The organism is Lacibacter sp. (genome assembly GCF_035299325.1).
In the GTDB taxonomy this organism is placed as follows: domain Bacteria; phylum Bacteroidota; class Bacteroidia; order Chitinophagales; family Chitinophagaceae; genus Lacibacter.
The window spans coordinates 134821-157712 of record NZ_DATGWT010000029.1; the positions used below are offsets into that span (position 1 = coordinate 134821).

The window sequence follows — 22892 nt, forward strand, 5'->3', positions numbered from 1 at the left end:
TGTCTACAGCAACAACTAATCATCCATTTGGCTTTTACAACTCATCCGTACAATCGCACAATTCAATAACGATATCAACAGTTCATACAGCCATTTCTCCAGTTTATGCAGGCAATCATTAAATTTGAAGTACCTGAACACTATGCTCCACAAACTATCCTTCATTTGTATATTTTTCTGTTTCCTGAACAGCGCAGCTGCACAAGAAACCCTCAACTATACATTTACACATTACAATACCAGCTCCGGTCTTTTATCGAACCAGGTGAATACCGTGGTGCAGGATGAGCAGGGATATATCTGGACCGGCTCTGTTGACGGACTACAACGTTTCGACGGCATCCGTTACAAAACATTCCGCCATCGAAAAAACGATAATACAACCATCCCATCTAACCCGATCATGCAATTGCTGATCGACAGCAGTAAAAATCTCTGGGTATTACTTTCCGAAGGGCGCATCGGCATTTTCAACACAAAGAATTTCAGGTTCAGCGAAACACCTGTTTATGCACTCGATAAGAATGCAACAGGTACCGCAATAAAAAAATTAGTACTGGATAGCAAGGGCGATCTATTCCTTTTATTTGGTGGTCATGAGCTCTTAGTATTCGATTCAGGTAAACAAGCTTTTGTATCTACGCATAAACGATTCAAAATTCCGGAAGGCTGGAACATTGGTGATTTTGCACAACAACCGGGCACAGGCAAATACTGGTTCACAACAAAAGACGGAACCATTGCCATTTTCAATGAAACAACCAAAAATTTAAGCACAGCTTTCAACAACGTTGATAAAGAAAAGATCATCGATCAATGCAAAGGAGTAATTACTCCTTATGGCTATTTCTTTGATTCAGAAAAACGTGTTTGGTTTTTAAGCTGGGGATACGGCTTTCCATTTATTTATTGCTATGATTTGAAGAAAAATGATTTTTATTTACCCCGATCGGAATTACATGGATATCTCAAATCGTATTACGAGGTACATGGTTTCCTTGAACAGAAAGATGGGAGCATCTGGATACGTGGGCTACAGGTGTTTGCACGTTTTAATGAAACTACCAAGACCTTCGATTTTGTAAACAACGGTTATACTTCCGAAAGAAGTATTGCCTATGAACACGTGCGTGGCTTAACTGAAGATCGTGAAAACAATATCTGGGTTGCCACAAATAACAATGGATTATATCGCTTTAATCCGGCGCAACATGTTTTTCAGAATATAGCGCATGTAAACCGTGTGACCGATAAACCCGGACGTGGTGGGGTACTTGCGTCAATTGAACTGAAAGATGGCACACTTCTTACTTCTGCCTGGGGTGATGGACTGTATCACTACGATAAAAATTTAAAACCCATTCCTATCAACATAAAAGGAATTGACGAACGCCTCACTTACTCAATCTGGAGCATGTTTGCGTCACCTGATAGTAATACGATCTGGCTGTCTGCACAGCCGGGTTTTGTGAAAGTAAATCTACAAACACGTACTTCTTCCTATTATAATCCTCCTGCATTACAGAACCGAACAGTGAGGCAAATTGCTGAAGACAAATTGGGTAATCTTTGGTTTGGTATGCAATCGATCGGTTTATTCAAATGGAATGCCGCAACGGGTAAAAAAGATTATACAGATGGAATCAAACTATTCACATCACTACCCTCAAACCAGGTAAACAAGATCATTGTTGATTCAAAAGGTTTGGTGTGGGTTGCATTTGCAATAGGTGGCATTTATGCATTCGATCCTGCAACTGATAAAGTGATCTATCATTTTAGTATGTCCGGTACCGGTGCATACAAATTACCCCAGGAAGGCGTATCGTCTGTATTGGAATATAGTGACAGCACAATGATCATCAGCACCGGTTCACAGATCTTATTGTTTAACCGGCAAACGAATAAATCGAGATTACTCGGTAATGCTGAAACCATTTCCGGTTACATCGCATCGCTCGAGAAAGACCGAAACGGTTATGTATGGCTTGCCAGCACCAGTGGATTGTATCGTATCAGCATTCAAAAAAATCTTTTTATCCGTTTCGGCAAAACAGACGGGATTGATAACGAAGATTTCGTCCTGGCGTCTTCAAGACGATTGCGTGATGGCCGTTTGCTTTTTGGCAGCAGTAATCAATTTGTTGTGTTTGACCCTGTTTCAATTATTCTCAATAATACCAAACCCAAAGCGATTATTACCGATTTTAAAGTACGCAACAAATCAATTCCTGTTGATTCGCTGCTGAAGCTTGAGCTGATTAATCTGAGGCCGGGTAATAACTCGGTGATCATTGAATTTTCGAGTCTGCAATACAACTCTGCAAGTGTTATTCAATATAAAATGGATAAGATCGATAAAGACTGGCAATCGGCAGATAATAATAACCAGGCTGTTTATTCGTATTTGCCGGCGGGCACTTACAAATTTCGAATGCGGTTAATGGACGAAGAAGGCAGCTTTACAGAACAGGATACAAAACTGATCATTAAAATGAATCCCCCCTTCTGGAAATCGTGGTGGTTTTACAGCTTATTGATATTAGCCGGTGGTGCAATCATCTTTTGGCTCGATCGTGAACGGATGAAACGTAAAGAAGCGATGCAGGAAATGCGAACAGGTATTGCAGATAATCTGCACAAAGAAGTGAACACGGCACTCAACAATATTAATATCCTGAGTGAAATGGCAAAGCTGAAAGCTGATAAGGATCCTGAAAAATCGAAAGAATATATTGAACAGATCCATGCCAAAAGCCATAATATGATGATTGCTATGGATGACATGTTATGGAGCATTGATCCAGACAATGATAATATGACGAAAACGGTTGAACGCATGAAAGAATACCTTGATGCACTCAACAACCGAAACGGTGCTGAGATAGATATACTTGTTGATAAAAACGTGGAAGCTCTTTCACTGAATATGAAACTACGCCACGAATCATTTCTCCTGTTTAAAGAAGCGGTGAAAAGCCTCATCTATGCAGGTGCTCAAAAATGTAATATTCATATCAGTTACGAAAAACCTAAGCTGCAGTTTACCATGCAGTTTAAAAATGACTGTTGCGATATGCAACAACTCAACAATCTGCTGCAGCGACAGGATATGGAAAACAGGCTCAAAACCATAAAAGCCCAGCTTGATGTGCAGGTACACAAAAGCAGCTCCATTTTTGTGCTGCTGGTGCCGGTAACACAATAAACAATCTACACTTCATACAGTTTCTGCAACGCTTCATTCAGGAATTGCTTTTAATGACTGCTATAACAGTACATCTTTGTATTGTTATAAACTTTATCATCATTAAACCTTTTCATCATGAATGTAAAACACCTGCTCACTGCAGTTCTTTTGCTGGTTACTACTGCAGCCTCAGCACAAACAACGGAAAAAAAGAAATCAGCCATTACTAAAGTTCACGTACAGCCTTTTCAAAAACTCGTGATCAATGCCTCCATTGATGTGTTATTGATCGAAGACAATGAACCCGGTATTCTTTACATTGAAGGAGATAAACAATTCTTCGATGATATTTCTGTGAAACAGGAAAACGGCGTACTGACTGTTAACGCCAGCAAAGACAAAAGCTATAAGAATAAAATTTATATCGGCTTGCCGGTCAAAAATCTTACAGCAATTGATATTTATGCAAAATCATTTGTTACAGGTATGAACACCTTACAGTCGAAAGATCTTGTGATTACCATGTATGACGATTGTATGGTAAACCTGAAATCAACAGGTACTATTGAGATCAGAAGCAGCGATGACGTTAGTTACAGCTTCCTGAAAAAACTACCGAAGGAATATAGAAACAGCCCAAGGAAATAAAAGAACAGCATTACAACAGCAAATAAAAAAAGAACAGCAAATGCTGTTCTTTTTTTATCTGCTGACAAGATGGATATTATTTACCCATCCACTTTTTAAATTCAGTCACTTTCTCCCTGCTCACCAATGCTTCTTTGTCAACCGCAGGTTTTAACTGAAGGATAAGCCTGTTACCAAAGTAATCGTCGATCTTATCGATACTGCTGACTGAAACATAGAACGAACGGCTGATGCGGAAATACTTTTCCGGATCAAGCATATCTTCCAGTTCATCCATGGTATAATCCACTACGTATTTTTTGTTATCATTTGTTTTGAAAAAGTTGAGCCGGCCATCGCTGTAGAAATATGCGATCTCGTCAATTTCAACTGACACCAATTTCTGCGCATGCTTCACCAGGAAGCGCTTTCTGAATTCTTTCGGTTGCAGTTTCTGTTGCAGCTCACGTACAAGACTTTCAAGATTCATATCCGATTTTCCATCGGGGGCTTTGGCTGTTGCATGCAGATGACGGTATTTCTGCAAAGCTGCCTGTAACTCTTCTTTCTGCACGGGCTTCAGCAAATAATCAACACTGTTTACTTTAAATGCCTTTAATGCATATTCATCGTAAGAAGTAGTAAAGATCACGGGGCTCTTTACTTCTGTTAAATTAAACACTTCAAAGCTCTGGCCATCGGCAAGTTCAATATCCATTAGGATAAGATCAGGTTGCTGATTGGTTTGCAACCAGTCTACAGTTGCCTTGATACTGTCGGTTACACCTATTACCGATGCAGTGGCATCTACTGCTGCCAATGTTTTTTGCAGTTTCTTTACTGCCAGTTCTTCATCTTCTACAATAAGTATTCTCATGTGCCTGTTTTTTGTTGATTATTGCCTTCCCGATACGCATCGGAGTTATCTTTTTTAAAATTTTAATCGGCCCAATTTTAACTCATCTCGAAATTTTATTCTCTTCACGTTAAGATGTTTTTCGTTTCAGTTAATATCGCCCGTTTTATTTCTCCATTATTATTCCACATAAGCGGAAGCACCACAGTATAATTCTTTTCATCCTCCATTACCTGGAAACCCGGTTGTTTCAGCAGATCATACTTTGCACGGATGTTCTCTAATCCCACTCTGTTGCTGGGTGCTTTCACTGTGCGGCGTTGCAGGTTGTTATTCACCACAAGTTTGTTTCCTGCCGTGGTAAAAATATCGATCACCAATGGTTTGTTCTTTGATAGTACATTATGCTTCACCACATTCTCTACCAATAATTGTAAAGTAAGCGATGGAAGCATGTACGAATCGTAACGTTTGTCAATTTCAATATTTAATTGAACCGCCTCCCCATGTCTTGTTTGCAGTAATTGATAATACGAACGGATAAATCTTATTTCATTGTCTACGGTACTCAACCCATCTTCGTTATTACGCAAAAGATACCTGTACACTTTACTTAACTCATTCAAAAACTTCTCCGCTTTCTTTTTGTCTTCGCTGATGAGTGATGAGAGTGTGTTGAAACAATTGAAAAGGAAATGAGGATTTACCTGGTTCTTTAAACTATCAAACTCATGAAACGTGGAAAGCTGCTGCATGTGCTGTTTCTCCTCAACACTTTCTTTGTATTGCTCCAGCACATAATCTGCCTCATACAAGGTTTCAAAAACAAGGTTTACACAAAAGCCCACGATCAGGCCCTGTTTGAAATCCTCCATTGAAAAATTATAACCAAGAATATGAAATGCATCGTAAACAAGGAAGATCAGCGTAACCGAGAACGACATGAAAGGAATAAGACAGAATGCCTGCAACAATATTCTCTTTTTTGTTTGTTCTAATCCGTGAAAGCGATATTTAATGTAGTTGCCAATATAGACATGCCCACGCCATGAGCCTATACCAAACAAAAAGATCAATGGAAAAGAAACGAGCCAGATATTGACGTCGTGAAACAACTTCTCATCATACAAAATAAAATTGAGCAGTATGTCTATAATAGGCATAGATGCCACAAAGGAAAATAACTGCAGCTTTGTTGGTTTACTCCACTTACTCATACTGCACCTCCGCTGTTTTGCAGATCAACGGCAAACGAATGATACGTTCACCCGGCTGATCTGTGATGATAACTTCTGAGCGATTGATCAACTGGTAACGGTTGATGAGGTTATCAAGTCCTGCTTCCACATCAACTGTTTCGGCAACTACTTTTGGCTGCAGGTTGTTTCTTACAACGATCCACTTATCGTCTTCCGATTCAATATATATTTTTAATGGAGTTGATTTACTCATGCTGTTTTGTGTAAACGCATTTTCGATCAACACCTGCAACGATAGAGGTGGTAACATTGTCTGCATCGCTGCTTCAGAAACTTTTACTGACAACTGCAACCCATCACCATACCTTGCCTTTAAAAGGTAGAGATAAGAATCTACAAACTGTAGTTCAGTTTCTAAGGTCACCATCTGGTCTTCGTCATTACGCAGCATATAACGATATACCTTACTCATTTCATTCAGAAATTTTTCTGCCTGTTCTTCATCCTCACTGATAAGACTTGATAAAGAGTTTAAGCTGTTAAACAGAAAATGCGGGTTCAGTTGGCTCTTTAACCCCTGCAGCTGACTTTGTCTGAATACTTTCTGTAACTCTTCTGTTTCTTTTAAACTGTCTTTCCACTTTTCATATCGGTCCACCCCTTCCATCATTAACGTAATAAATACATTTACGATACCCATGCCAATGTAAGCTAACAAAAACATGTTTTCATTAAACCTGTAATTGAACAATTCAATTTGTTCGTAGCCTTTAAACATTGCTAACAAAAACAATCCGGTAATAACAATGAATGTAAGGATCATAAACGTTAGACGGAGGCTGATTTGCCTTTCGTCGGGAAAACGCTTTTTCATGAGTACAGCCCATCCGCCACAAAGTGTAAAGTTGACAGCAAAAGCTGCACAACCGATACCGGTAGCAAGCAAAAAAACCCCAAGGCTTGAGTAATAGCCAGCCCCCAGCAAAATAGAATTTATAACGATGCTGATGGGTAACAGAATGATCGCAAGAACCGCATAATCCCTTGTGGTATAAGATGGTAATTTAATCTGCATATCTATTTTACAAATTACCATCTTTTGCCGGTTTTGTTGATATGACGGAAAGGAAAAACGGATCATCCTGTATGAATTGAGTAAAAACGGGGATGAATTGTAGGCCTGGCTGGACGGTTAAAAAACCATCCGGCCAGGCCAGTCAATCCTAAAATATTTTTTCGCTGTATTTGTTTGAAAACGCAAGATCATTTACCGGTTGCAACACTTCAGCAACAAGGTTTGCAAACAGCCTGTTAGCATCGTATTGCTGAAATTCATTAGCCAGGTTTTGAATATTGATCCTGTATTGATCTGTGCCCGTTACTTCATCCACAGCCTTTCTGATCTGTTCGGCTTTTGGTAATTCTGTTTTCAGATCAACACCAAGTTTAAAATACCCAACTCTTGCACAGATTTCATTCTTGCCTTCATGCACACCGGCAGTTACCATTGGCACCCTGTTTTCAATTGCCAGCATAACACCGCCATAACCGCCATTGGTTACATACACATCGGCGTAAGGCATAATATCATCAAAGGCAATAAAATCTTCAATGATGATATTATTCTGCGGATAGCTGGCACGCAACTCATTTGTTTGTGAACCACCGGTTGTTACTACTACCAACGTATCTGTGTGTTTAAATGCTTCTATTGTTGGGACTAATAATTTGTTGATGTTTTTTTCTACGGTTCCCTGCGTTACCAACACCACACGCTTGTACTGATTCAGTCGTTCATCGAACCACTGCTCACTGTTTTGATTATTACTGTGAGGCAATAACGACCCGATAAAACGAACATTCTCCATCATATCGCTGCGTTTATATTCAAAGCCAGGTGTGCCGCTTTGCAGGTAATAAGTTGCCTTGCTGATACCAAGATCAAACAGGAATTTATTATCATGTTCAATATAGTATCCTTCCATTATTTTTTTCATCAACTTATCTGCTTTGCTGAATAAAACATTCTCAGCCATAAAACGAAGGATGCTGTCTCTTACTTTACTAAGCCATGTAGTGCCTGGTGTTAATCCCAAACCTGCAGGTGGCAGATCTTTTGATGTTTGCATCAACGGTACAATACCCATGGAGAAAACAGGTATCTCCATCAGCTCAGCAACAAAGGGAATGGCCGTGAATAATACATCAGCAACAAACAGATCAAACTTGTAATCCCTGTAAATATCTTTGATATCATTGTAATACTCCGGCGCACGAAGAATGAAATAGTTCTTTAGATCATAGTTGAGTTTTTTGATTTTGCTTTTGATCTTTGTACGTTCCGGAAATATGTTATCGATCTCGTCACCCGAAACATCTTTTGCTTTCACAAACGGATAGTGAGGAATATCGAGCCTTTTTAATTTAGGTGCATAGTAAGATGATGTGTACCAACGCACTTCATAGCCTAGTGATTGCAGGTGCTTGGCCAGGCCTGTCAGCGGATTGAAATGTCCATCGGCAGGAACTGAGGCAAACAGAATTTTTTTTCCGTTACCTGCGGTAAGTTGTTTGTTCATGGTAGAATAAATTGATAAGGTTTAGAATGATGAACAAACTTAACTTACAAGAAAGACCTTCACTTATTATACATGCATGAACTGTTTATTTCATTGCATGATCTGTTTGGCTAAATCAGTTTTTTGTTTTGATGAGTTGCCTGAGATAAGCTATTTCTGTATCGACAGCATTTGTTAAATGCTTTGAATCAAATGCAACAACATGATCGGGCTGCACACCCATCTTTTCTTTCCATCTACAGGATGCAGTAAACATGGCTGTAGGTATGTACACCAAAATATTTGTATGAGGTAATTTACTGTTCAATATCTCGCCTGTAAGATCAATTTGTTCTCCGGTTGGTTGACCGATGATGACTCCCAGTTTTGAACATTTCACCTGCATGGCCGTCATGTGTGCCGATGAATAAGTGCGGGCACTGGTAAGCAAATAAAAATCACCGTTAAAAAACAACTCCGGCTTTGTTAGTTGCAATGGATTATCTGACTCAAAATAAGTGGTAAGAAATTCGCCGTCTCTTTTCCAGGTTTTTAACGCATTATCAAACTGCTTCTTCAACCAAAAGTCTGCAGGCAACGCATGCAAGCGTTTTGATTCACGAAATGATTTTGAATTGACCGATAGTAATGGTTTTTGCGTGAGATAAGATAAAAACAACGTGCCGATCATTGAGTTTCCGCCGCCATTCCTGCGCAGATCAAGCGCCACATGCTGAATATTTCTTTGCTTGATGATCGTGAAAAAAGAATCGAGCTTTTCACGGATGCGCTCCATATTTCCGGAATAGCTTCTGCATTCAATTACAGCTAAATTTTCTTCGGGAAAAATATCCATCTTCCATAATGGTGAAGGAAATAAATTCTTCAGGTAATCATCAACAGAAACTGCAGCGGATTTTATGCTTCGTACCGTTCCATCCGGCTCTTTCAATTGAATGGAGTATGGTGCAGACCAACCGTATTGATTCCACAATAAAAACCCAAATAAACGTGAAACACTTGCAAGGCGGTTGGCTTTGTAATCACCAGACATTGCATTATACAACTCCGTTATAATTTCATTGATTGGTTTACTGTTGATGGATAAAATACGGCTGCCGGGTTTTACCTGTGCAACAGTATCATGATCTTTTTTCACCCAAACTTCATTCTCTTGAATTGTTACTTCATAAGAAAGAAAACGACCACCATTTGTTTTAAACACATCCAGCTCGGGGCTTTCAAAATCAGTTTCCACAAACGTATGTCCATCATTATACTGGGCCAGCAAAGGAGCCAGCACTTTCATGAATGCCGAACGGGACATGCTTCCTTTTAATTCACTCCTTACCTGCCGCCACTTTTTTTCTGTTTCCACGCTGTCGGCATTGCTGTACAGTTTGGGGTGAGAAGACAGAACCCAGCTATGAAGTGTATCAAGATCCGCACGCAATTGTTCCGCACTAAATATCGTGTTGGCTGATTGGGCGTAAACACTTCCAAAAGAAAATAAGAAGATAAAAACAGGTATTACTTTTTTCATAAACGATGGTAAAGATAATTGTACGGCATAGCGGAGCAACCACATAAATGGGTGAGTTCTCCACGATCTGTAATTCTTAAAATTTATAGGTGAAGGCATAGGTCAGAGATAGATACTATTCAAAAGAGAATCTGCAAGTTTATAATACGACAGGTCGCCCGTATAAGCCAGTGTAATAAAAAATGTATCAACGAGCCCATGCAACAGAATAGTTACCCATAAATTATAGCCGAATTTTCTGTAGATAAAAAAGAAAACCAAGCCGAACAAAAAGGTCATGATCAAGCCTGCCGTGCCCTGGTATAAATGCGGAGCTGCAAACAAGAGTGAAGATCCGATTGCTACGATTAACAGCTTGCCACGTAACCCGGAGAATAATTCCGAAAGCCGGCTGTTGAGAAAACCCCGAAAAAATAATTCTTCGCCAAACGCAGCACTGATCCAGATATAAGCAAGGTATTTCAGATACTTTCCTGTGTTGCTTTCAATAGATTGAAAAGCACTGAAGTCCGGCACATCCTGCGCAAGCCTGTTGATAGTTGGCTGTATAATAAAATCCATCACCGGTTCTACAAGCAAAAATAATCCTGCAGCCTGTAGAAGTAATTTTAAAAAACTTCCCTTTGCAGTTAACCCAACTGCAGAAAGATTGCCATCTTCAACATAGCAGATCAGTAATACAAACAAACTCAATAGTAAAAAAGTAAATGGAAATGTCGTCCACGGGTTAAACATAAATCCAAACAGAAGCACTACCTGTAATAAGTAAAACAATTTCTTTTTCATAGTTGTAACTAATAAAGCCCGACGGGAGAACCCGCCGGGCAGGTAATTATACCTAAACACTAAACAATCCTAATGCGTATTAATTTTTCAAGGCTGTAAAGGGAACGGGCGCCGGTACAACATTTTCAACCGGTTTTGTTGATTTCAGGAAAGCGAAGATTGCCTTAATATCTTCATCACTGAAATTCTTATATACAAACCAAGGCATAGGTGGAAGCATTGGCCGGCTGTTGTCAAGTCCTTTGTATTTACCCTCACGAATTGCTTTAAAGAATTGCGCTTCGGTCCAGTTACCAATACCGGTTGCATCGCTGCTGATGTTTGCTGCAAACGACATACCCCAAGGGCCAACCCATGCAGTAAGATCGCTGCCAACCAAACCCCACCCGCTTTTCACTACATTACTATCGGCCTTTTGCAGAGGTCTTGCTGATGGATAACCTGAGAAACGCAGCTCAGGAATAATTTGCGGTTCACCGGGTCCCATAATTTTTGGTGAATGACAATCATCACAACCAACGGCGCTCACCAGGTATTCACCCCGTTTGATAAGCTGTGCATTGGTGAGAGGCTTTTTAGTTGACTCATCGTTTGCTGATGTGCTGGTACAAGCTGTTACAAATGTTACGATGCCAGCTGCTACAAGCGTAACAAGAATAAATGTCTTCTTCATTTCTGATAAGGTTTAATTCAATTGCAAGGTAGAATACAACTAAAGCGAACTCAAGTGATGTGTGACTGAATTGCGTAAAATAAAGGATGAATTGATTAACTGAATACCGCTGCAATCAGTAAAGCAATAAACCCGCTGATGTTTGCAAGCTGTCGCCATGAAAACCAGTACAACCATTTACTCCGGTACTCAACCCAATTAGCTGGGAATGTTTCCAACGACCAGCTATTGATGATGCGGTTAATAGGCATATCGCCTTTTAAGATCAGAACAACATCTGTCAGCAAACCTGCAAAAGCAATACTGCTGCCTGCAAGTAAAAGCGCTGATGACTGAAATAAAGCTGCCACTACCAATGCAAACCCAAGCACTAATGCAGAATAAACAACGGGCTTAAATTTTTTCAGGAAATTCCTGTCTAAAAGTTTTCTCAATTCAATATATGAAGCTGCTCCCATACTTTCCTGCACATTACGCAATGCAATCATGTACATGAACGATTGACTTACAATCACACTGTAAATAAGAAGATTTAGTAAAATCAAAATTTTCAGTTCCATAAACACTGTATTTATAGTTTTACAAATTCAACCCTGCGGTTTGCTGCTTTCCCTTCTTTGGTTTTATTATCAGCCACCGGTTTACTTTCGCCTTTACCATCAGTTTCCATTCTTGCTGCATCAATTGCAAATTCATTGACCAACACATCTTTTACAGTAGCTGCTCTTTCTTGTGAAAGACTGAGATTGGCAGCATCGGCACCATCACTATCTGTATGTCCGGTAATGCTGATGCGAACAGATGGATTTGCTTTTAACACAGCAGCTATTTCACGGATCACACCATACGATGCAGGTTGTAATGTTGCTTCGTTTACATTGAAAAGAATTCCTGTGGTAGAGAACTTTCCTTCTTCCATCAGTTTATGCCTTGTATCAGGGATGCCTGTTGCCACTTTGATGTTGCCGAGATAAAAACCAATTTCATTTTCTTTGTATCCGGAGTTATGGATCTTAAAGAACAGTTGATTAAACATGTATTGGGTGGCCAATGCCTTTGGTATATCAAAAACTTTATCACTGTTGATCCAGATACGTAAGCGACTTTCCTGCATCTGCATAGCGATGTGAATTACTTTATTATAATTGTCATCGAACCTGTCCAGTTCCTGGTCGGCACTTTTGTAATAATCTCTTCGTTCAATAAAACTTTTCACAGTTGCATAACTGGGTGTACTCTTATAACCGGGTCGAAGCATTATTTCTGTTGACTGGTACTTGCTGTGGTTGGTCATCAACTCATTTTCGGTTGTTGCAAGCTCACTGCTTGCAAGCATACCAAACGTAACCAATGGAAGCGTATAACTTTTGTAGTTGAATGCTAACAACAGATCAAACTCAACAGTAAAGTTTTTAGGGAACTCTGTTTTGTTACCAGTTAAGTAAAAAGAATTCTGGTACATCTTTGTCCACTTACCACTCAGGCCATCTACAGTTACTACTTCGCCTTTGCCGGTTGTGTTCCAGTTAAGTGGTAACTCACCAATAGCATCCTGCGAAAAATCTTCAGTGTACAATAACTTTTCACCCGGAATAAAATCGAATGTGCTGGCATATCCCACATTCTTTTTGGTTGAAGGAGCAGCTGCATCTGTTGAGTTGTTTGCAGCAGGCTTTGATTTGCCTTTTCCTTCCACTTCATCCAAGGCTTCATCAATTCCTTTGTCAATTTTATTATTGACACGCTGGTTTACTTTTGCTTTTGCCCGGTTCAATACATTGCCGATCTGCGCCTGTGTCATTATCGGCAATAAAAACAAAGCTGCAATAAGAAGATGTTTGTTCATGGTTAATTAGTTTATTTTTCTTCAACTGATGTTTTAGCTGGTTTAACCGATTGCAGGTAATTATAGATCGCTGTCAATTCATCATCGGTCATTTTCTTATAAGAGTTCCATGGCATATGACTATGCTTAATAAGCTTACCCATACGTACACGATCAATGAAATTCTTTTTACTCCAGTCGTAGATGCGGCTTTCAGGATGTGGCGTAAGATTAGGAGGTGTTAATGTATCCAATCCCGGTTCAACAAATGCATTACCACCTGCAAGAGGTTCACCAATGTAATCACCGGTTGGGCCACGTAGTGTATGACATCCGGCACAATTGGCCACATTGTTTACGATGTAATTACCATAAGCAGCCGTTGTATCAGGTGTTACTTTTTTTGGAATGGTGCCTTTGGGGCCAACAGGTTTTATTAAAAATGCTTTCAACACTTTACCCAAGGCGCTGTATTCATTTTCAGGCACAATGTTTTTTACGGGCTTTAGTGTGCGCAGGTAAGAAATGATCGCCGTCATGTGTTCTTCACTTACATTATGAAAAGGCATAAAGTCGATCATAGTCTGCCCTTTTGAATTTACACCATAATATAACGTACGTGCAATCTCAGCATCAGTTAATTTACCAATGCCTGTTTCTTCATCGGCTGTAATATTTCTGCTGTAAAATGTTCCAAGTTCGAATTCGAATTTACGCCCGCCACTCAATGTGGGTTCAATACCAAGCTGTGATAATGAATCGGTGTTTTGATTACTGTGACAATCGGCACAATGCGCCATACTGTAAACAAGATGTTTTCCCTGTGCAATGGTTGTACTGTCGGTTGATGCTTTTATGTTTGGATAAGGTGCTTCAAAACGAAGATCCTGACGTGTGGCGGTTAAAGCCGTAAGTGCAACGATAATGAACAGCAGAATAAAGCCTGTCCACTTCGCAATTTTTTTAAATCGCTTCATGATAATAAGGTTTTGGATGGCAAAGATGTCTGGATGCAACTGCATTCCATAACAGGCTTTGCATGAATTGTATTTTTTGGTTGATGAACTGCAAAAGTGTTAATTACCCACTCCCCTGTGCTGTTAACCGGCCGGAATAAAACAATTCATGCACTTGTTTTTCCAGTTCATGTTAGCAGTTATTTGTATGGGAGCTGAGTGAACTTATGTTTGTATTGTTATTAAACCTTATCATCTAACCTTATTTATCATGACCGAAAAACAACCTTTAAAAAACGGGGAACCCGTTGCGGGAGATCAGTGCAGTACAAATACCTGCAGTAATTGCTACACCTATCGTGGATGTATGCATCAGCCTTATTCATTCTGGCAGGCATTGTGCGATGCAGCTGCGTTTCAATTGCAGCCAAGTGAAGAATTAAAAGCAAGGATTTTCAACAGCAACAAACAATCTTTTGCAGCCTGACCACAGGATCATCTGAAAATCTTGGCAAACACCAAGAACCAAGTTCTGTGCTGTTTCGATTTTTGTGTTAACAAAAAACACATATATGAAACAGCACAAACTTTTACGCATCTCTTCTGCCACACTCATCGGCTTTTCAGCTTTTTCTATTTTAATGGTAAGCCTCATGGCTTTTCAAAACCCGCAAGCCGTGATGGACCTGGTGCAGGTAAAGCTCACCAACAACGATGCCTTCAGTTCTATTCGTGGAGTATACGGTGGCGTTGGGCTTACCATCTTCATCAGCTTAGTGTACCTCGCCTTTAGAGATCATACCAGAGGACTGGCATTTGCATCTATTCTCTGGGGTAGCTATGCATTATCAAGACTGATGACCATTTCGCTTGAAGGACCACTGGGTGCTTTCGGTCAGCAATGGTTAATGATCGAGAGTATACTTTGTATTGCAGCTGTTACTTTATTGATCATTCGGGTTAAACTGCAGGAAGCAAAAAGATAAGCAATAAAAAATCCCCCGTAGTTGCGGGGGATTTTCTTATTCATTGGTTGAAAGAATTCGGTTGATCAAAGGAACTAGTTCGTTTTCTTTTGCAATAAGTTGTTCAAGCAGCGCCAATTGGTTTGATGCCCTGATGAAATTATGTTTTTCATAACGTGCACCGTAATACACATCATCATTCAGGTAATCAGTTAAGAAACGGATGGCCTGCATATAGATCATGAACTTACCGGCATAAAAGAAGAGTTGCTTTTCTGTTTCTGTAAGATCGGTTTTCATTTCACTGTAGTAGCCTTGAACGATCGCTTCAAAAATTGATGCACGTATTTCAATTTTACTGAAATCACTTTCTTCTTCACTAACTGGTGATAAGTAAGTGCGCATCATATCGCCAACATCACTGATGAAATGGCCGGGCATCACCGTATCAAGATCGATCACACATAATCCATTGCCATCTTTATTGAATAACACATTGCTGATCTTTGTATCATGATGTGTAACACGCAGCTTACATTCAGGGTTTGTTTTGATCAGCTGATACTGTTCTGCAATGGATCTGTTATCCATTACTTTCTTTATCAGCGCATCAGCTTCAATAATGCGTTCTGCGTTCCCGGTTTCCAACGCCAGCATGAACTGACGGTAACGCAACGAAAGATCATGAAACGAAGGAATGGTAATTTTCAGTTTCGTTGCATCAAGCCCACTTAACAGATGCGTGAACCGTCCAAACTGTACAGCTGCTTCATACGCTTCCGTTGCAGTTTCTACCACTTCTTTTGCATATGAACCTTTTACAAAGGGAAACATCCGAAAAAAACCTTCGTTCTCTAAGTAAACAAGTGAAGCTCCATCTTCTGCAGTTATTGGTGCAGCAAATGAATAAGCAGGATAGTGTTGTTTGAGATAAGATGCAATTAAACTGATGTTGTATGCAATATCTTCCGGCTCATTAAAAACTAAATGATTTAATCGTTGCAGAATATATTCATCCGACGTGGTGGTTACTTTCCAGGTGCTGTTGATCAGGCCGCTTCCAAAAGCTTCCAGTTTCACTTTCTTTTCCGTGAGGCCAAAAACAGGCAATACGGATTGCGACATTATTTGCTGATATTCCAATATATTATATGTCATATTCTCGCTTATGGCAGTTCCATTCCTGTTATACAATCATCATCGATCATTCGTTCAGTAACAGCCACATCTTTATTAATAATCATCATTCAATGCAAACACAGGTTTGCGGTACATCCATTTACCTCCGGTAAAATCAGGGAACTCAATTGTTTCATTTCCTTTTTCAATGGAGAGTTCGCTCAGGGGTGTAATGGCACTCCATGCAGCAGCATCATAAACATCCATTGGGGTAGCTGTTTTGCGTTTAATGCTTTCAACAAAGGAATGGATCACGAAAAAGTCCATACCACCATGACCAGCGCCTTCCGTTTCTTTACTCCACCGTGCCCATAATGGGTGATCATACTTATCGAACCAATCTTTTGAAGCATCCCATTGATGTGGTTTTGATTTGCCTTCGATGTGTACACCTTTATTTACATCCATCCAGATACCGTTGGTGCCTTGCACACGGAAACCTAATGAATAAGGTCGTGGCAGATTGGTATCATGTTGCAACAAGATGGTTTCTCCATTTGCACAACCTATAGAAGTAGTAACAACATCACCTAATTTGAAATTAATTTTTGCATTGGGATGTTCAGGTCCGCATTTCTTTACAATATGTTCATGAAGGCCTCTCGCCTTTGATGAGAAGGAAGAGATATTGACAAACCTGTTGCCACGGTTGATGTTGATATAATGCGCTACGGGGCCGATGCCGTGTGTTGGATATAAATCGCCATTGCGATGTACTGAGTGATGTGTACGCCATCTTGCTTCACTCCATCCTTTATCACCAAATTCACAACCTTTACCATATGCATCAACACCGTTGTTGAATTTCACCTCACGCAGGTCGTGTTGGTAACCGCCTTGTAAATGTACCAGCTCGCCAAACAATCCCTGGCGCACCATGTTCAACGCTGCCATCACATCTCTGCGGTAGCAAACATTTTCCAGCATCATTACATGCGCATTGTATTGCTCTGCAGCTTTCACCACATCCCAATGATCCTGCAATGTAATACCGATCATTACTTCACTACCCACATATTTAATACCGGCCTGCAAAGAACCAATGATCATTTCTTTGTGCCATTCCCACGGTGTAGAAATGATGATACCATCAATGCCTTTCAGTTCCAGCATCTTCTTCCATGCATAAGGATCGCCGGTAAAGATCTGTGGCATTTTCTTTCCGCTCTTGGTGATCATTTCCTTTGAACGACTAAGCATACGGTCATCAATATCGCAGATCGCAATGAGATCTACATCATTGCGACGCAACACAAGATCAAGATGATTTTGTCCACGAAGGCCAACACCTATCATTACCATTTTCACTTTTGCATCTGCATTTGAAGCAAACAAACTGCCGGTGGGTAATACCGCCAGTGAAGCAGCCGTAAGGCCGGTATTCTTTATAAAATCTTTTCTATTCATATAAGCGATTGAAAAATTAGAGATGAATTGGTTATAACAAGCAGTTGTAAAACACCGTTAGTGCCGGCCCTTGCAGTAAACCGGAGTATCCGAAAGTTTGTACTCTTCCTTGGAAGAATGAAAATAATACATAAATTTTCAGTTTTAGCATGCAAACGGGTGCGCAAAATTGAAGCGGCCATTGGGCAACACTTATAAAAAAAACCGACTGAAAAGCCGGTTCGGTTGTAAACTATAACTATTGATTATGAGAAAACTGCTTATATGCCTTTTCAGTAAACAGGAAGCAAGTTATTATGCCGGGAAGACTTTTTTAAATGCAATCGGGTGCGCAAAATCGTCCACAAGCTGGAAAAGCAGCCGTCTTAATACTATCTATTCAGAAAGGAGTTAAAGGAAAAGAAAATTACCGGTATAACAGAAATTCATCAGGCACCGGTTGTTGCCTGTTGATATGCAACTAAAGTTGCCGGTAATTCTTCCACATAATAAGAGGAAGAGGTGATCTTGTTATCAGTTTTTTCGCTGAGGATTTTTATCATCAGCTCCATGGCACGCTCACCTTGACCGTAAGGATATTGTTCAACTGATACAAGCGGAGGGAACGCCGTGTAACTTGTAATGGGCAGGTTGGCATAACTCACAAACACAATATCTTTATTCACCAGTATATTATGTTTCTGTGCATACTGCACAGCATCCATATGCACATAGTCATTAAATGTAATAATTGCTGTTGGCGGGTGTTTTAATGCAAGCAATTTCTTCATTGCATGATGTGTGCTTTCTTTTGAAAGGTCTGTTTTCTCCACCATCTGCATATCCACTTTCAGTTTTTGCTTGGAGATGCCTTCAATGTATCCATTCATGCGTTCTTTGCTTGCATTCAGCTTATCAGGTCCGTTAATAAATGCAATACGTCTGTAGCCTTTGTTGAACAGCCATCCTACCATATCAACCGTTCCTTTGTAAAGGTTACAAAATACTTTATGTGCTTCTTTGAACGGAGGTACCCGATCAAAATACACAACCGGTATTTCAAACTTATTCAACGCTTCAAGGTGATCGTATTTATTTGTTTGTTTCGATAAAGAAATGATCAACCCATCAACCCGTTGCTTTTTCATCGCATCCACAACAGCTTTCTCTCTTTCCGGATCGTCGTAACTCTGACCAAACAAAATGGTGTATTGATGTTCCATAGCAGCAGCTTCAATACCACTGATAGCCTGCGAAAAAAATTCTTCCCGTATATACGGGATCACCACACCAATAACATAAGTTTTCTTTTGCTTGAAAAAGATGGCTTGTGCATTGGGTTCGTAACCCATCTCTTTTGCCAACTGTTGTACTTTCAGTTTTGTACCAAGACCAATACGTGGATGATCGCTCAACGCTCTTGATACTGTTGATACTGATACCTTCAGTTGTTTGGCAATTTCTTTTATTGTTGGCAGTTTCTCCATATCTCTAGAAGTTTATGAAACTTTCGCTTCAAATTCAATATCACCAAAAAATGCCGGTTGATGAAAATCCGGTTCGGCTGTTTCAATATTATTCCAGGCAAGAAAATGTGGTTGCTGCAGCTTATCTCCACACTTATAAAAATTAGCCTTACATTTTTTCCCATCGAGCTTAAAAACAGGATGATACATAAACACAGTTACGGGGATCTTCACCAATAGTTGCCACTTATTATCGCCCTTTGCTTCGTTCATAAAGGAAAAACATTCAACACGTTTTACCAATGTTTCGGGAAGCAATTTCCGATCGTTTCTGTCTTTCCCAAAACCAACTAACACAGTACCTATACAGTTAAATTCAAAATTGTAATATCCGCTGTCATCGAAGCTGATAAAAAATTCAACACAACTATCTTCCCACACAGCCGAGTTAGGCATAGTATTTACATAACGCACTTCTGCTTCACGCACTTTAAAGGCCAGTAAAATATGCTCATCCGTATGAGCAATAGAAAACTTTACATCAGGTTTATAGGCATATGATGGCCAGGGTTGTTCACCAACTTCCTGCATTGACAATGGCTGTAATAATGCAGATAAATAATCAGCTGATGACAAATCGGAGCCTGCAGATAGATATGGAATGGTAAGAGAACGCATGCTATTAATTAAATCACTGTCGGTTACAAATGGTTTTGTTGATGTGTGCCCGGCCTATAAATGTAAAGAATTATCATTGGGTGCTTTTGCACAAACGTATGCGCAGTTAAAAAACTGCCCGTTGAAAAGGTTCAAGTTCATCTTGACTAAGGCTGACAACAACAAAACCACCTGTTTCATCATTCACCCGGGAATGTCTTTCTTCAAAAATTTGATATAACTGCAAGTCCGGTTTCGTTTGTTATTAATTCTTACTAATGCATTATAAGCGATTGATTTTTTCGGGAAAAGCTGCAAAACAATTCCTCTTTCATGACAGCAATCGATTAGTAATCGGGACTTGGGCGAATCATCTTTGTTGTGGGATTAGTAGTAAACAAATCAACTTTCACAATCAAAACAAAACATCATGAAACGTACATTACTCCTCAGTTTGGTAGTATTATTTATACTATCGGCTTGCAAGAAAAAAAATGAAGAAGTTGTAATTTCTTTAAAAGGCAAATGGACACCTCAGAGCATTGTTTACCAAGATTTTGACAATTCTACATTGCAGTACAGCTACACCGAAACACCCGAAAAAACAACCTATGATTTTCAAAACAATGGCTACCTGGTTATTACAGACGAATATGGCAGTGAAATGTTTCAATACAAGATTCTGAACAACAGTAAACTGGATCTTGATGGTGAGATCTATGAAATAAAGAATTTAACTGCTGGTTCTGTAGTGCTATATTATCGCTATGATTACTCTCCAGGCAGTTACTCTGAATACAGCATCAATCTGAAAAGATAAAGGGGTAAAACGCAATGCTCCTGTTAAAAACAAAAGCTCCTTACTTCTTAATGGTAAGGAGCTTTTGTTTATTTGGTAGTCCCGACAGGAATCGAACCTGTATCTAAAGTTTAGGAAACTTCTATTCTATCCATTGAACTACGGGACCGCAAGAAAATACAGTGATTCTGCTTACCTCGGGCGGCAAAAATAACAGAATTCAGCAATCTCCAACCTAAAATCTACCCTCAAACCCTACCTTTGCAGCCCAATTTGTTTTACATATGAAACTCTTAAACGTTTATATACGCTACAGACTCATTATCGGAATAGTATTACTGGTAGTTGCCGGTGTTGTTCATTATTATACAAGCTTTTGGCCATCCTTTATTATTTACCTTATCGCCGTAGTAAGCATTTTCGGCCATTTCTTCTTTGGTCCTCTCCGTCTCATTCAGGAGTATATGGAAGCCGGTGATATGGATGGTGCAGAAAAGATCCTCAATTCAGTTACGTTTCCCGGTTTACTCTTCAAGCCAATCCGCTCAGTATTTTACACCCTGAAGGGTAATATCGCTATGATGAAGCAGGATTTTGATGGTGCCGAAAAAATGATGAAGAAAGGAATGGATCTCGGCTCAGGTTCTTCACTCATGCAGGGTACGGAAGGTGCAAGCTTATTACAGATGGGTATGCTGGCCATGCAGAAGAACAATTTCAAACAAGCTGAAAGCTATATCCGCCAGGCATTGCGTAAAGGTTTGCCCGACAAAGAAAACCAGGCTGCTGCCAACCTGCAGATGTGCAGTATTATGATGAACAAGAGGGAGTTCAGGGCTGCAAAAGAGTTTTTCCGTAAAGCAAAAGCGCTAAAACCTTCAACACAACAATTGGCCGACCAGATCAAACAAATGGAGAAATATATTTCCCGGATGCCGGGCTAAGAAAGTAAAGTAAGAGGCAGAAGGGTATTTTGTGAATGGATAGCTATTCGTTCTGCCTCTTAAAATCTCTTTACAGGTAAGCTGATGAATAATCAGCGGGTGTGTAGGATAAACAACGGCTAAAACCTTCAACTTTGTAAAAGTACCCCTACCACCTCATTCAAAAAATACCACTTTTAGGGTATATTCTATACCTCACTTAATTAAAAAACCGTCTTTTTTACTAAAAAAGACGGTCAATACTGTACGGCTGGCTGGATTTTAAAAACGGGCTTCGTAGTTAGTACATGGAAATTAGGCTAAAACCATTTCTGTTTAACTTTTTGCCACTTTATCTTTTGCAAGCTTTATCCACAAACGGGTGAAAAGCCATTTCCCGACTATTCAAAAATCTTTACGGGCACAAGACCAGAGAATTAACTTTGAAGCATGTCCATTAACAAAGAACGCCTGGAACAACGGTTCCTTGAAGAATACGAACGCCTGAATGAAAAACAGAAGCTGGCGGTTGATCATATCGAAGGACCGGTAATGGTGATTGCCGGACCCGGCACCGGTAAAACGCAAATCCTTGCCAGCCGCATTGGAAAAATTTTACTGGAAACCGATGCACTGCCACAAAACATTTTATGCCTTACCTATACCGATGCAGGTGTTGTTGCCATGCGTAAACGTTTATTAAAATTTATCGGGCCCGATGCATACAAAGTAAACATCTACACCTATCATGCTTTTTGTAATGATGTAATACAGGAAAATCTTTCGCAGTTTGAGAAAACAGCACTCGATCCTTTATCTGAACTGGAGAAGATCGAATTGTTTAAAGAACTCATTGATTCATTTCCGAAAAATCATCCACTGAAACGATACAGAGGTGATGTGTATTTTGAGATAACGAATCTTGATCGCTTGTTCAGCACCATGAAAAAAGAAGGCTGGACAGCAACTTTCATTGAACAAAAGATCGATGAGTACCTGACCGACCTCCCAACACGTGATGAATATGTTTACAAACGCAAGTACAAACAATTCAACGCAGGCGATCTGAAGAAAGAAAAGCTGGATGAAGAAACCGAACGCATGGAAAAACTCCGTGCAGCTGTAAAAGAGTTCGATCGTTTTCAACAGCTCATGCGTAAACGCAACCGTTATGATTTTGATGATATGATTACATGGGTCATCAAAGCATTTGAAGAAAATAAAAACATGTTGGCCAACTACCAGGAACAGTTTCAATATATATTGGTTGATGAGTTCCAGGATTCAAGCGGCACACAAAATAA

General features: G+C 39.8%; 21 protein-coding genes and 1 tRNA gene. 7 read left to right on the forward strand and 15 right to left on the reverse strand.

Annotated features, from left to right (window positions below; all coding sequences use genetic code 11):
* Positions 1-142: 142 nt before the first annotated feature.
* Positions 143-3208 (forward strand): ligand-binding sensor domain-containing protein, encoded by a 3066-nt coding sequence (locus VK159_RS17615; protein ID WP_324231481.1) that lies wholly within the window; start codon positions 143-145, stop codon positions 3206-3208.
* Between the two features lie 117 nt (positions 3209-3325).
* The gene (locus tag VK159_RS17620) at positions 3326-3838 is read left to right on the forward strand and encodes a GIN domain-containing protein (protein ID WP_324231482.1); all 513 of its coding nucleotides are present in this window, start codon (positions 3326-3328) and stop codon (positions 3836-3838) included.
* A 76-nt stretch (positions 3839-3914) separates the two neighbouring features.
* Here VK159_RS17620 and VK159_RS17625 read toward each other — a convergent pair whose 3' ends face one another.
* From VK159_RS17625 to VK159_RS17670, 10 genes are all read right to left on the reverse strand, one after another.
* Positions 3915-4694 carry a LytTR family DNA-binding domain-containing protein gene (locus VK159_RS17625; RefSeq protein WP_324231483.1) on the reverse strand — a complete coding sequence of 260 codons (780 nt, stop codon included), beginning with the start codon at positions 4692-4694 and terminating at the stop codon, positions 3915-3917.
* A gap of 104 nt (positions 4695-4798) precedes the next feature.
* On the reverse strand, positions 4799-5890 hold the full coding sequence (locus tag VK159_RS17630; protein WP_324231484.1) for a sensor histidine kinase: 1092 nt from the start codon (positions 5888-5890) through the stop codon (positions 4799-4801).
* Complete coding sequence (locus VK159_RS17635) at positions 5883-6947, reverse strand: sensor histidine kinase (RefSeq protein ID WP_324231485.1); 1065 nt, start codon at positions 6945-6947, stop codon at positions 5883-5885. The genes VK159_RS17630 and VK159_RS17635 overlap by 8 nt, the downstream gene beginning before the upstream one ends.
* Before the next feature lie 148 nt (positions 6948-7095).
* Complete coding sequence (locus tag VK159_RS17640) at positions 7096-8451, reverse strand: nucleotide disphospho-sugar-binding domain-containing protein (protein WP_324231486.1); 1356 nt, start codon at positions 8449-8451, stop codon at positions 7096-7098.
* 115 nt (positions 8452-8566) lie between these two features.
* A complete protein-coding gene (locus VK159_RS17645) occupies positions 8567-9973 on the reverse strand; it encodes a S41 family peptidase (protein ID WP_324231487.1) in 1407 nt (468 codons plus the stop codon).
* Positions 9974-10075: 102 nt separating this feature from the next.
* Positions 10076-10759 carry a CPBP family intramembrane glutamic endopeptidase gene (locus tag VK159_RS17650; RefSeq protein WP_324231488.1) on the reverse strand — a complete coding sequence of 228 codons (684 nt, stop codon included), beginning with the start codon at positions 10757-10759 and terminating at the stop codon, positions 10076-10078.
* 79 nt (positions 10760-10838) lie between these two features.
* Positions 10839-11432 (reverse strand): c-type cytochrome, encoded by a 594-nt coding sequence (locus VK159_RS17655; RefSeq protein WP_324231489.1) that lies wholly within the window; start codon positions 11430-11432, stop codon positions 10839-10841.
* Between the two features lie 95 nt (positions 11433-11527).
* Positions 11528-11992: a hypothetical protein gene (locus tag VK159_RS17660; protein WP_324231490.1), complete on the reverse strand. Its 465-nt coding sequence runs from the start codon at positions 11990-11992 to the stop codon at positions 11528-11530.
* A gap of 11 nt (positions 11993-12003) precedes the next feature.
* Entirely contained in the window at positions 12004-13278 is a 1275-nt protein-coding gene (locus VK159_RS17665) for an OmpA family protein (protein WP_324231491.1), read from the reverse strand.
* A gap of 11 nt (positions 13279-13289) precedes the next feature.
* Positions 13290-14234, reverse strand: coding sequence for a cytochrome c (locus VK159_RS17670; protein ID WP_324231492.1), 945 nt, complete (start codon positions 14232-14234; stop codon positions 13290-13292).
* A gap of 250 nt (positions 14235-14484) precedes the next feature.
* On the opposite strand from VK159_RS17670, the gene VK159_RS17675 reads away from it, so the two are divergent.
* A complete protein-coding gene (locus tag VK159_RS17675) occupies positions 14485-14700 on the forward strand; it encodes a hypothetical protein (RefSeq protein ID WP_324231493.1) in 216 nt (71 codons plus the stop codon).
* 85 nt (positions 14701-14785) lie between these two features.
* Positions 14786-15199 (forward strand): DUF4345 domain-containing protein, encoded by a 414-nt coding sequence (locus tag VK159_RS17680; RefSeq protein ID WP_324231494.1) that lies wholly within the window; start codon positions 14786-14788, stop codon positions 15197-15199.
* A gap of 36 nt (positions 15200-15235) precedes the next feature.
* Here VK159_RS17680 and VK159_RS17685 read toward each other — a convergent pair whose 3' ends face one another.
* From VK159_RS17685 to VK159_RS17700, 4 genes are all read right to left on the reverse strand, one after another.
* Positions 15236-16303, reverse strand: a complete 1068-nt coding sequence (locus tag VK159_RS17685; RefSeq protein ID WP_324231495.1) for a phosphotransferase enzyme family protein — start codon at positions 16301-16303, stop codon at positions 15236-15238.
* A gap of 108 nt (positions 16304-16411) precedes the next feature.
* Positions 16412-17764 carry a Gfo/Idh/MocA family protein gene (locus tag VK159_RS17690; RefSeq protein WP_324231496.1) on the reverse strand — a complete coding sequence of 451 codons (1353 nt, stop codon included), beginning with the start codon at positions 17762-17764 and terminating at the stop codon, positions 16412-16414.
* Between the two features lie 428 nt (positions 17765-18192).
* Positions 18193-19230 (reverse strand): LacI family DNA-binding transcriptional regulator, encoded by a 1038-nt coding sequence (locus tag VK159_RS17695; RefSeq protein ID WP_324231497.1) that lies wholly within the window; start codon positions 19228-19230, stop codon positions 18193-18195.
* Between the two features lie 12 nt (positions 19231-19242).
* Positions 19243-19887: a carbohydrate-binding family 9-like protein gene (locus VK159_RS17700; RefSeq protein WP_324231498.1), complete on the reverse strand. Its 645-nt coding sequence runs from the start codon at positions 19885-19887 to the stop codon at positions 19243-19245.
* 409 nt (positions 19888-20296) lie between these two features.
* Between VK159_RS17700 and VK159_RS17705 the strand changes: the two genes are divergently transcribed.
* Positions 20297-20686 carry a hypothetical protein gene (locus VK159_RS17705; RefSeq protein WP_324231499.1) on the forward strand — a complete coding sequence of 130 codons (390 nt, stop codon included), beginning with the start codon at positions 20297-20299 and terminating at the stop codon, positions 20684-20686.
* A gap of 73 nt (positions 20687-20759) precedes the next feature.
* On the opposite strand, the gene VK159_RS17710 is transcribed toward VK159_RS17705, so the two are convergent.
* Positions 20760-20834: transfer RNA gene (locus tag VK159_RS17710), tRNA-Arg, on the reverse strand.
* Between the two features lie 115 nt (positions 20835-20949).
* Here VK159_RS17710 and VK159_RS17715 point away from each other — a divergent pair.
* Together VK159_RS17715 and VK159_RS17720 are read left to right on the forward strand one after the other, a co-directional pair.
* The gene (locus VK159_RS17715) at positions 20950-21609 is read left to right on the forward strand and encodes a hypothetical protein (RefSeq protein WP_324231500.1); all 660 of its coding nucleotides are present in this window, start codon (positions 20950-20952) and stop codon (positions 21607-21609) included.
* Between the two features lie 429 nt (positions 21610-22038).
* On the forward strand, positions 22039-22892 hold an 854-nt coding region (locus VK159_RS17720; RefSeq protein ID WP_324231501.1), incomplete at its 3' end, for a UvrD-helicase domain-containing protein.

Bases quoted from the DNA above. Each gene is read 5' to 3' on its own strand.
- VK159_RS17615 (WP_324231481.1), top strand. From the start codon at position 143: ATGCTCCACAAACTATCCTTCATTTGTATATTTTTCTGTTTCCTGAAC.
- VK159_RS17620 (WP_324231482.1), top strand. From the start codon at position 3,326: ATGAATGTAAAACACCTGCTCACTGCAGTTCTTTTGCTGGTTACTACT.
- VK159_RS17625 (WP_324231483.1), bottom strand. From the start codon at position 4,694: ATGAGAATACTTATTGTAGAAGATGAAGAACTGGCAGTAAAGAAACTG.
- VK159_RS17630 (WP_324231484.1), bottom strand. From the start codon at position 5,890: ATGAGTAAGTGGAGTAAACCAACAAAGCTGCAGTTATTTTCCTTTGTG.
- VK159_RS17635 (WP_324231485.1), bottom strand. From the start codon at position 6,947: ATGCAGATTAAATTACCATCTTATACCACAAGGGATTATGCGGTTCTT.
- VK159_RS17640 (WP_324231486.1), bottom strand. From the start codon at position 8,451: ATGAACAAACAACTTACCGCAGGTAACGGAAAAAAAATTCTGTTTGCC.
- VK159_RS17645 (WP_324231487.1), bottom strand. From the start codon at position 9,973: ATGAAAAAAGTAATACCTGTTTTTATCTTCTTATTTTCTTTTGGAAGT.
- VK159_RS17650 (WP_324231488.1), bottom strand. From the start codon at position 10,759: ATGAAAAAGAAATTGTTTTACTTATTACAGGTAGTGCTTCTGTTTGGA.
- VK159_RS17655 (WP_324231489.1), bottom strand. From the start codon at position 11,432: ATGAAGAAGACATTTATTCTTGTTACGCTTGTAGCAGCTGGCATCGTA.
- VK159_RS17660 (WP_324231490.1), bottom strand. From the start codon at position 11,992: ATGGAACTGAAAATTTTGATTTTACTAAATCTTCTTATTTACAGTGTG.
- VK159_RS17665 (WP_324231491.1), bottom strand. From the start codon at position 13,278: ATGAACAAACATCTTCTTATTGCAGCTTTGTTTTTATTGCCGATAATG.
- VK159_RS17670 (WP_324231492.1), bottom strand. From the start codon at position 14,234: ATGAAGCGATTTAAAAAAATTGCGAAGTGGACAGGCTTTATTCTGCTG.
- VK159_RS17675 (WP_324231493.1), top strand. From the start codon at position 14,485: ATGACCGAAAAACAACCTTTAAAAAACGGGGAACCCGTTGCGGGAGAT.
- VK159_RS17680 (WP_324231494.1), top strand. From the start codon at position 14,786: ATGAAACAGCACAAACTTTTACGCATCTCTTCTGCCACACTCATCGGC.
- VK159_RS17685 (WP_324231495.1), bottom strand. From the start codon at position 16,303: ATGTCGCAATCCGTATTGCCTGTTTTTGGCCTCACGGAAAAGAAAGTG.
- VK159_RS17690 (WP_324231496.1), bottom strand. From the start codon at position 17,764: ATGAATAGAAAAGATTTTATAAAGAATACCGGCCTTACGGCTGCTTCA.
- VK159_RS17695 (WP_324231497.1), bottom strand. From the start codon at position 19,230: ATGGAGAAACTGCCAACAATAAAAGAAATTGCCAAACAACTGAAGGTA.
- VK159_RS17700 (WP_324231498.1), bottom strand. From the start codon at position 19,887: ATGCGTTCTCTTACCATTCCATATCTATCTGCAGGCTCCGATTTGTCA.
- VK159_RS17705 (WP_324231499.1), top strand. From the start codon at position 20,297: ATGAAACGTACATTACTCCTCAGTTTGGTAGTATTATTTATACTATCG.
- VK159_RS17715 (WP_324231500.1), top strand. From the start codon at position 20,950: ATGAAACTCTTAAACGTTTATATACGCTACAGACTCATTATCGGAATA.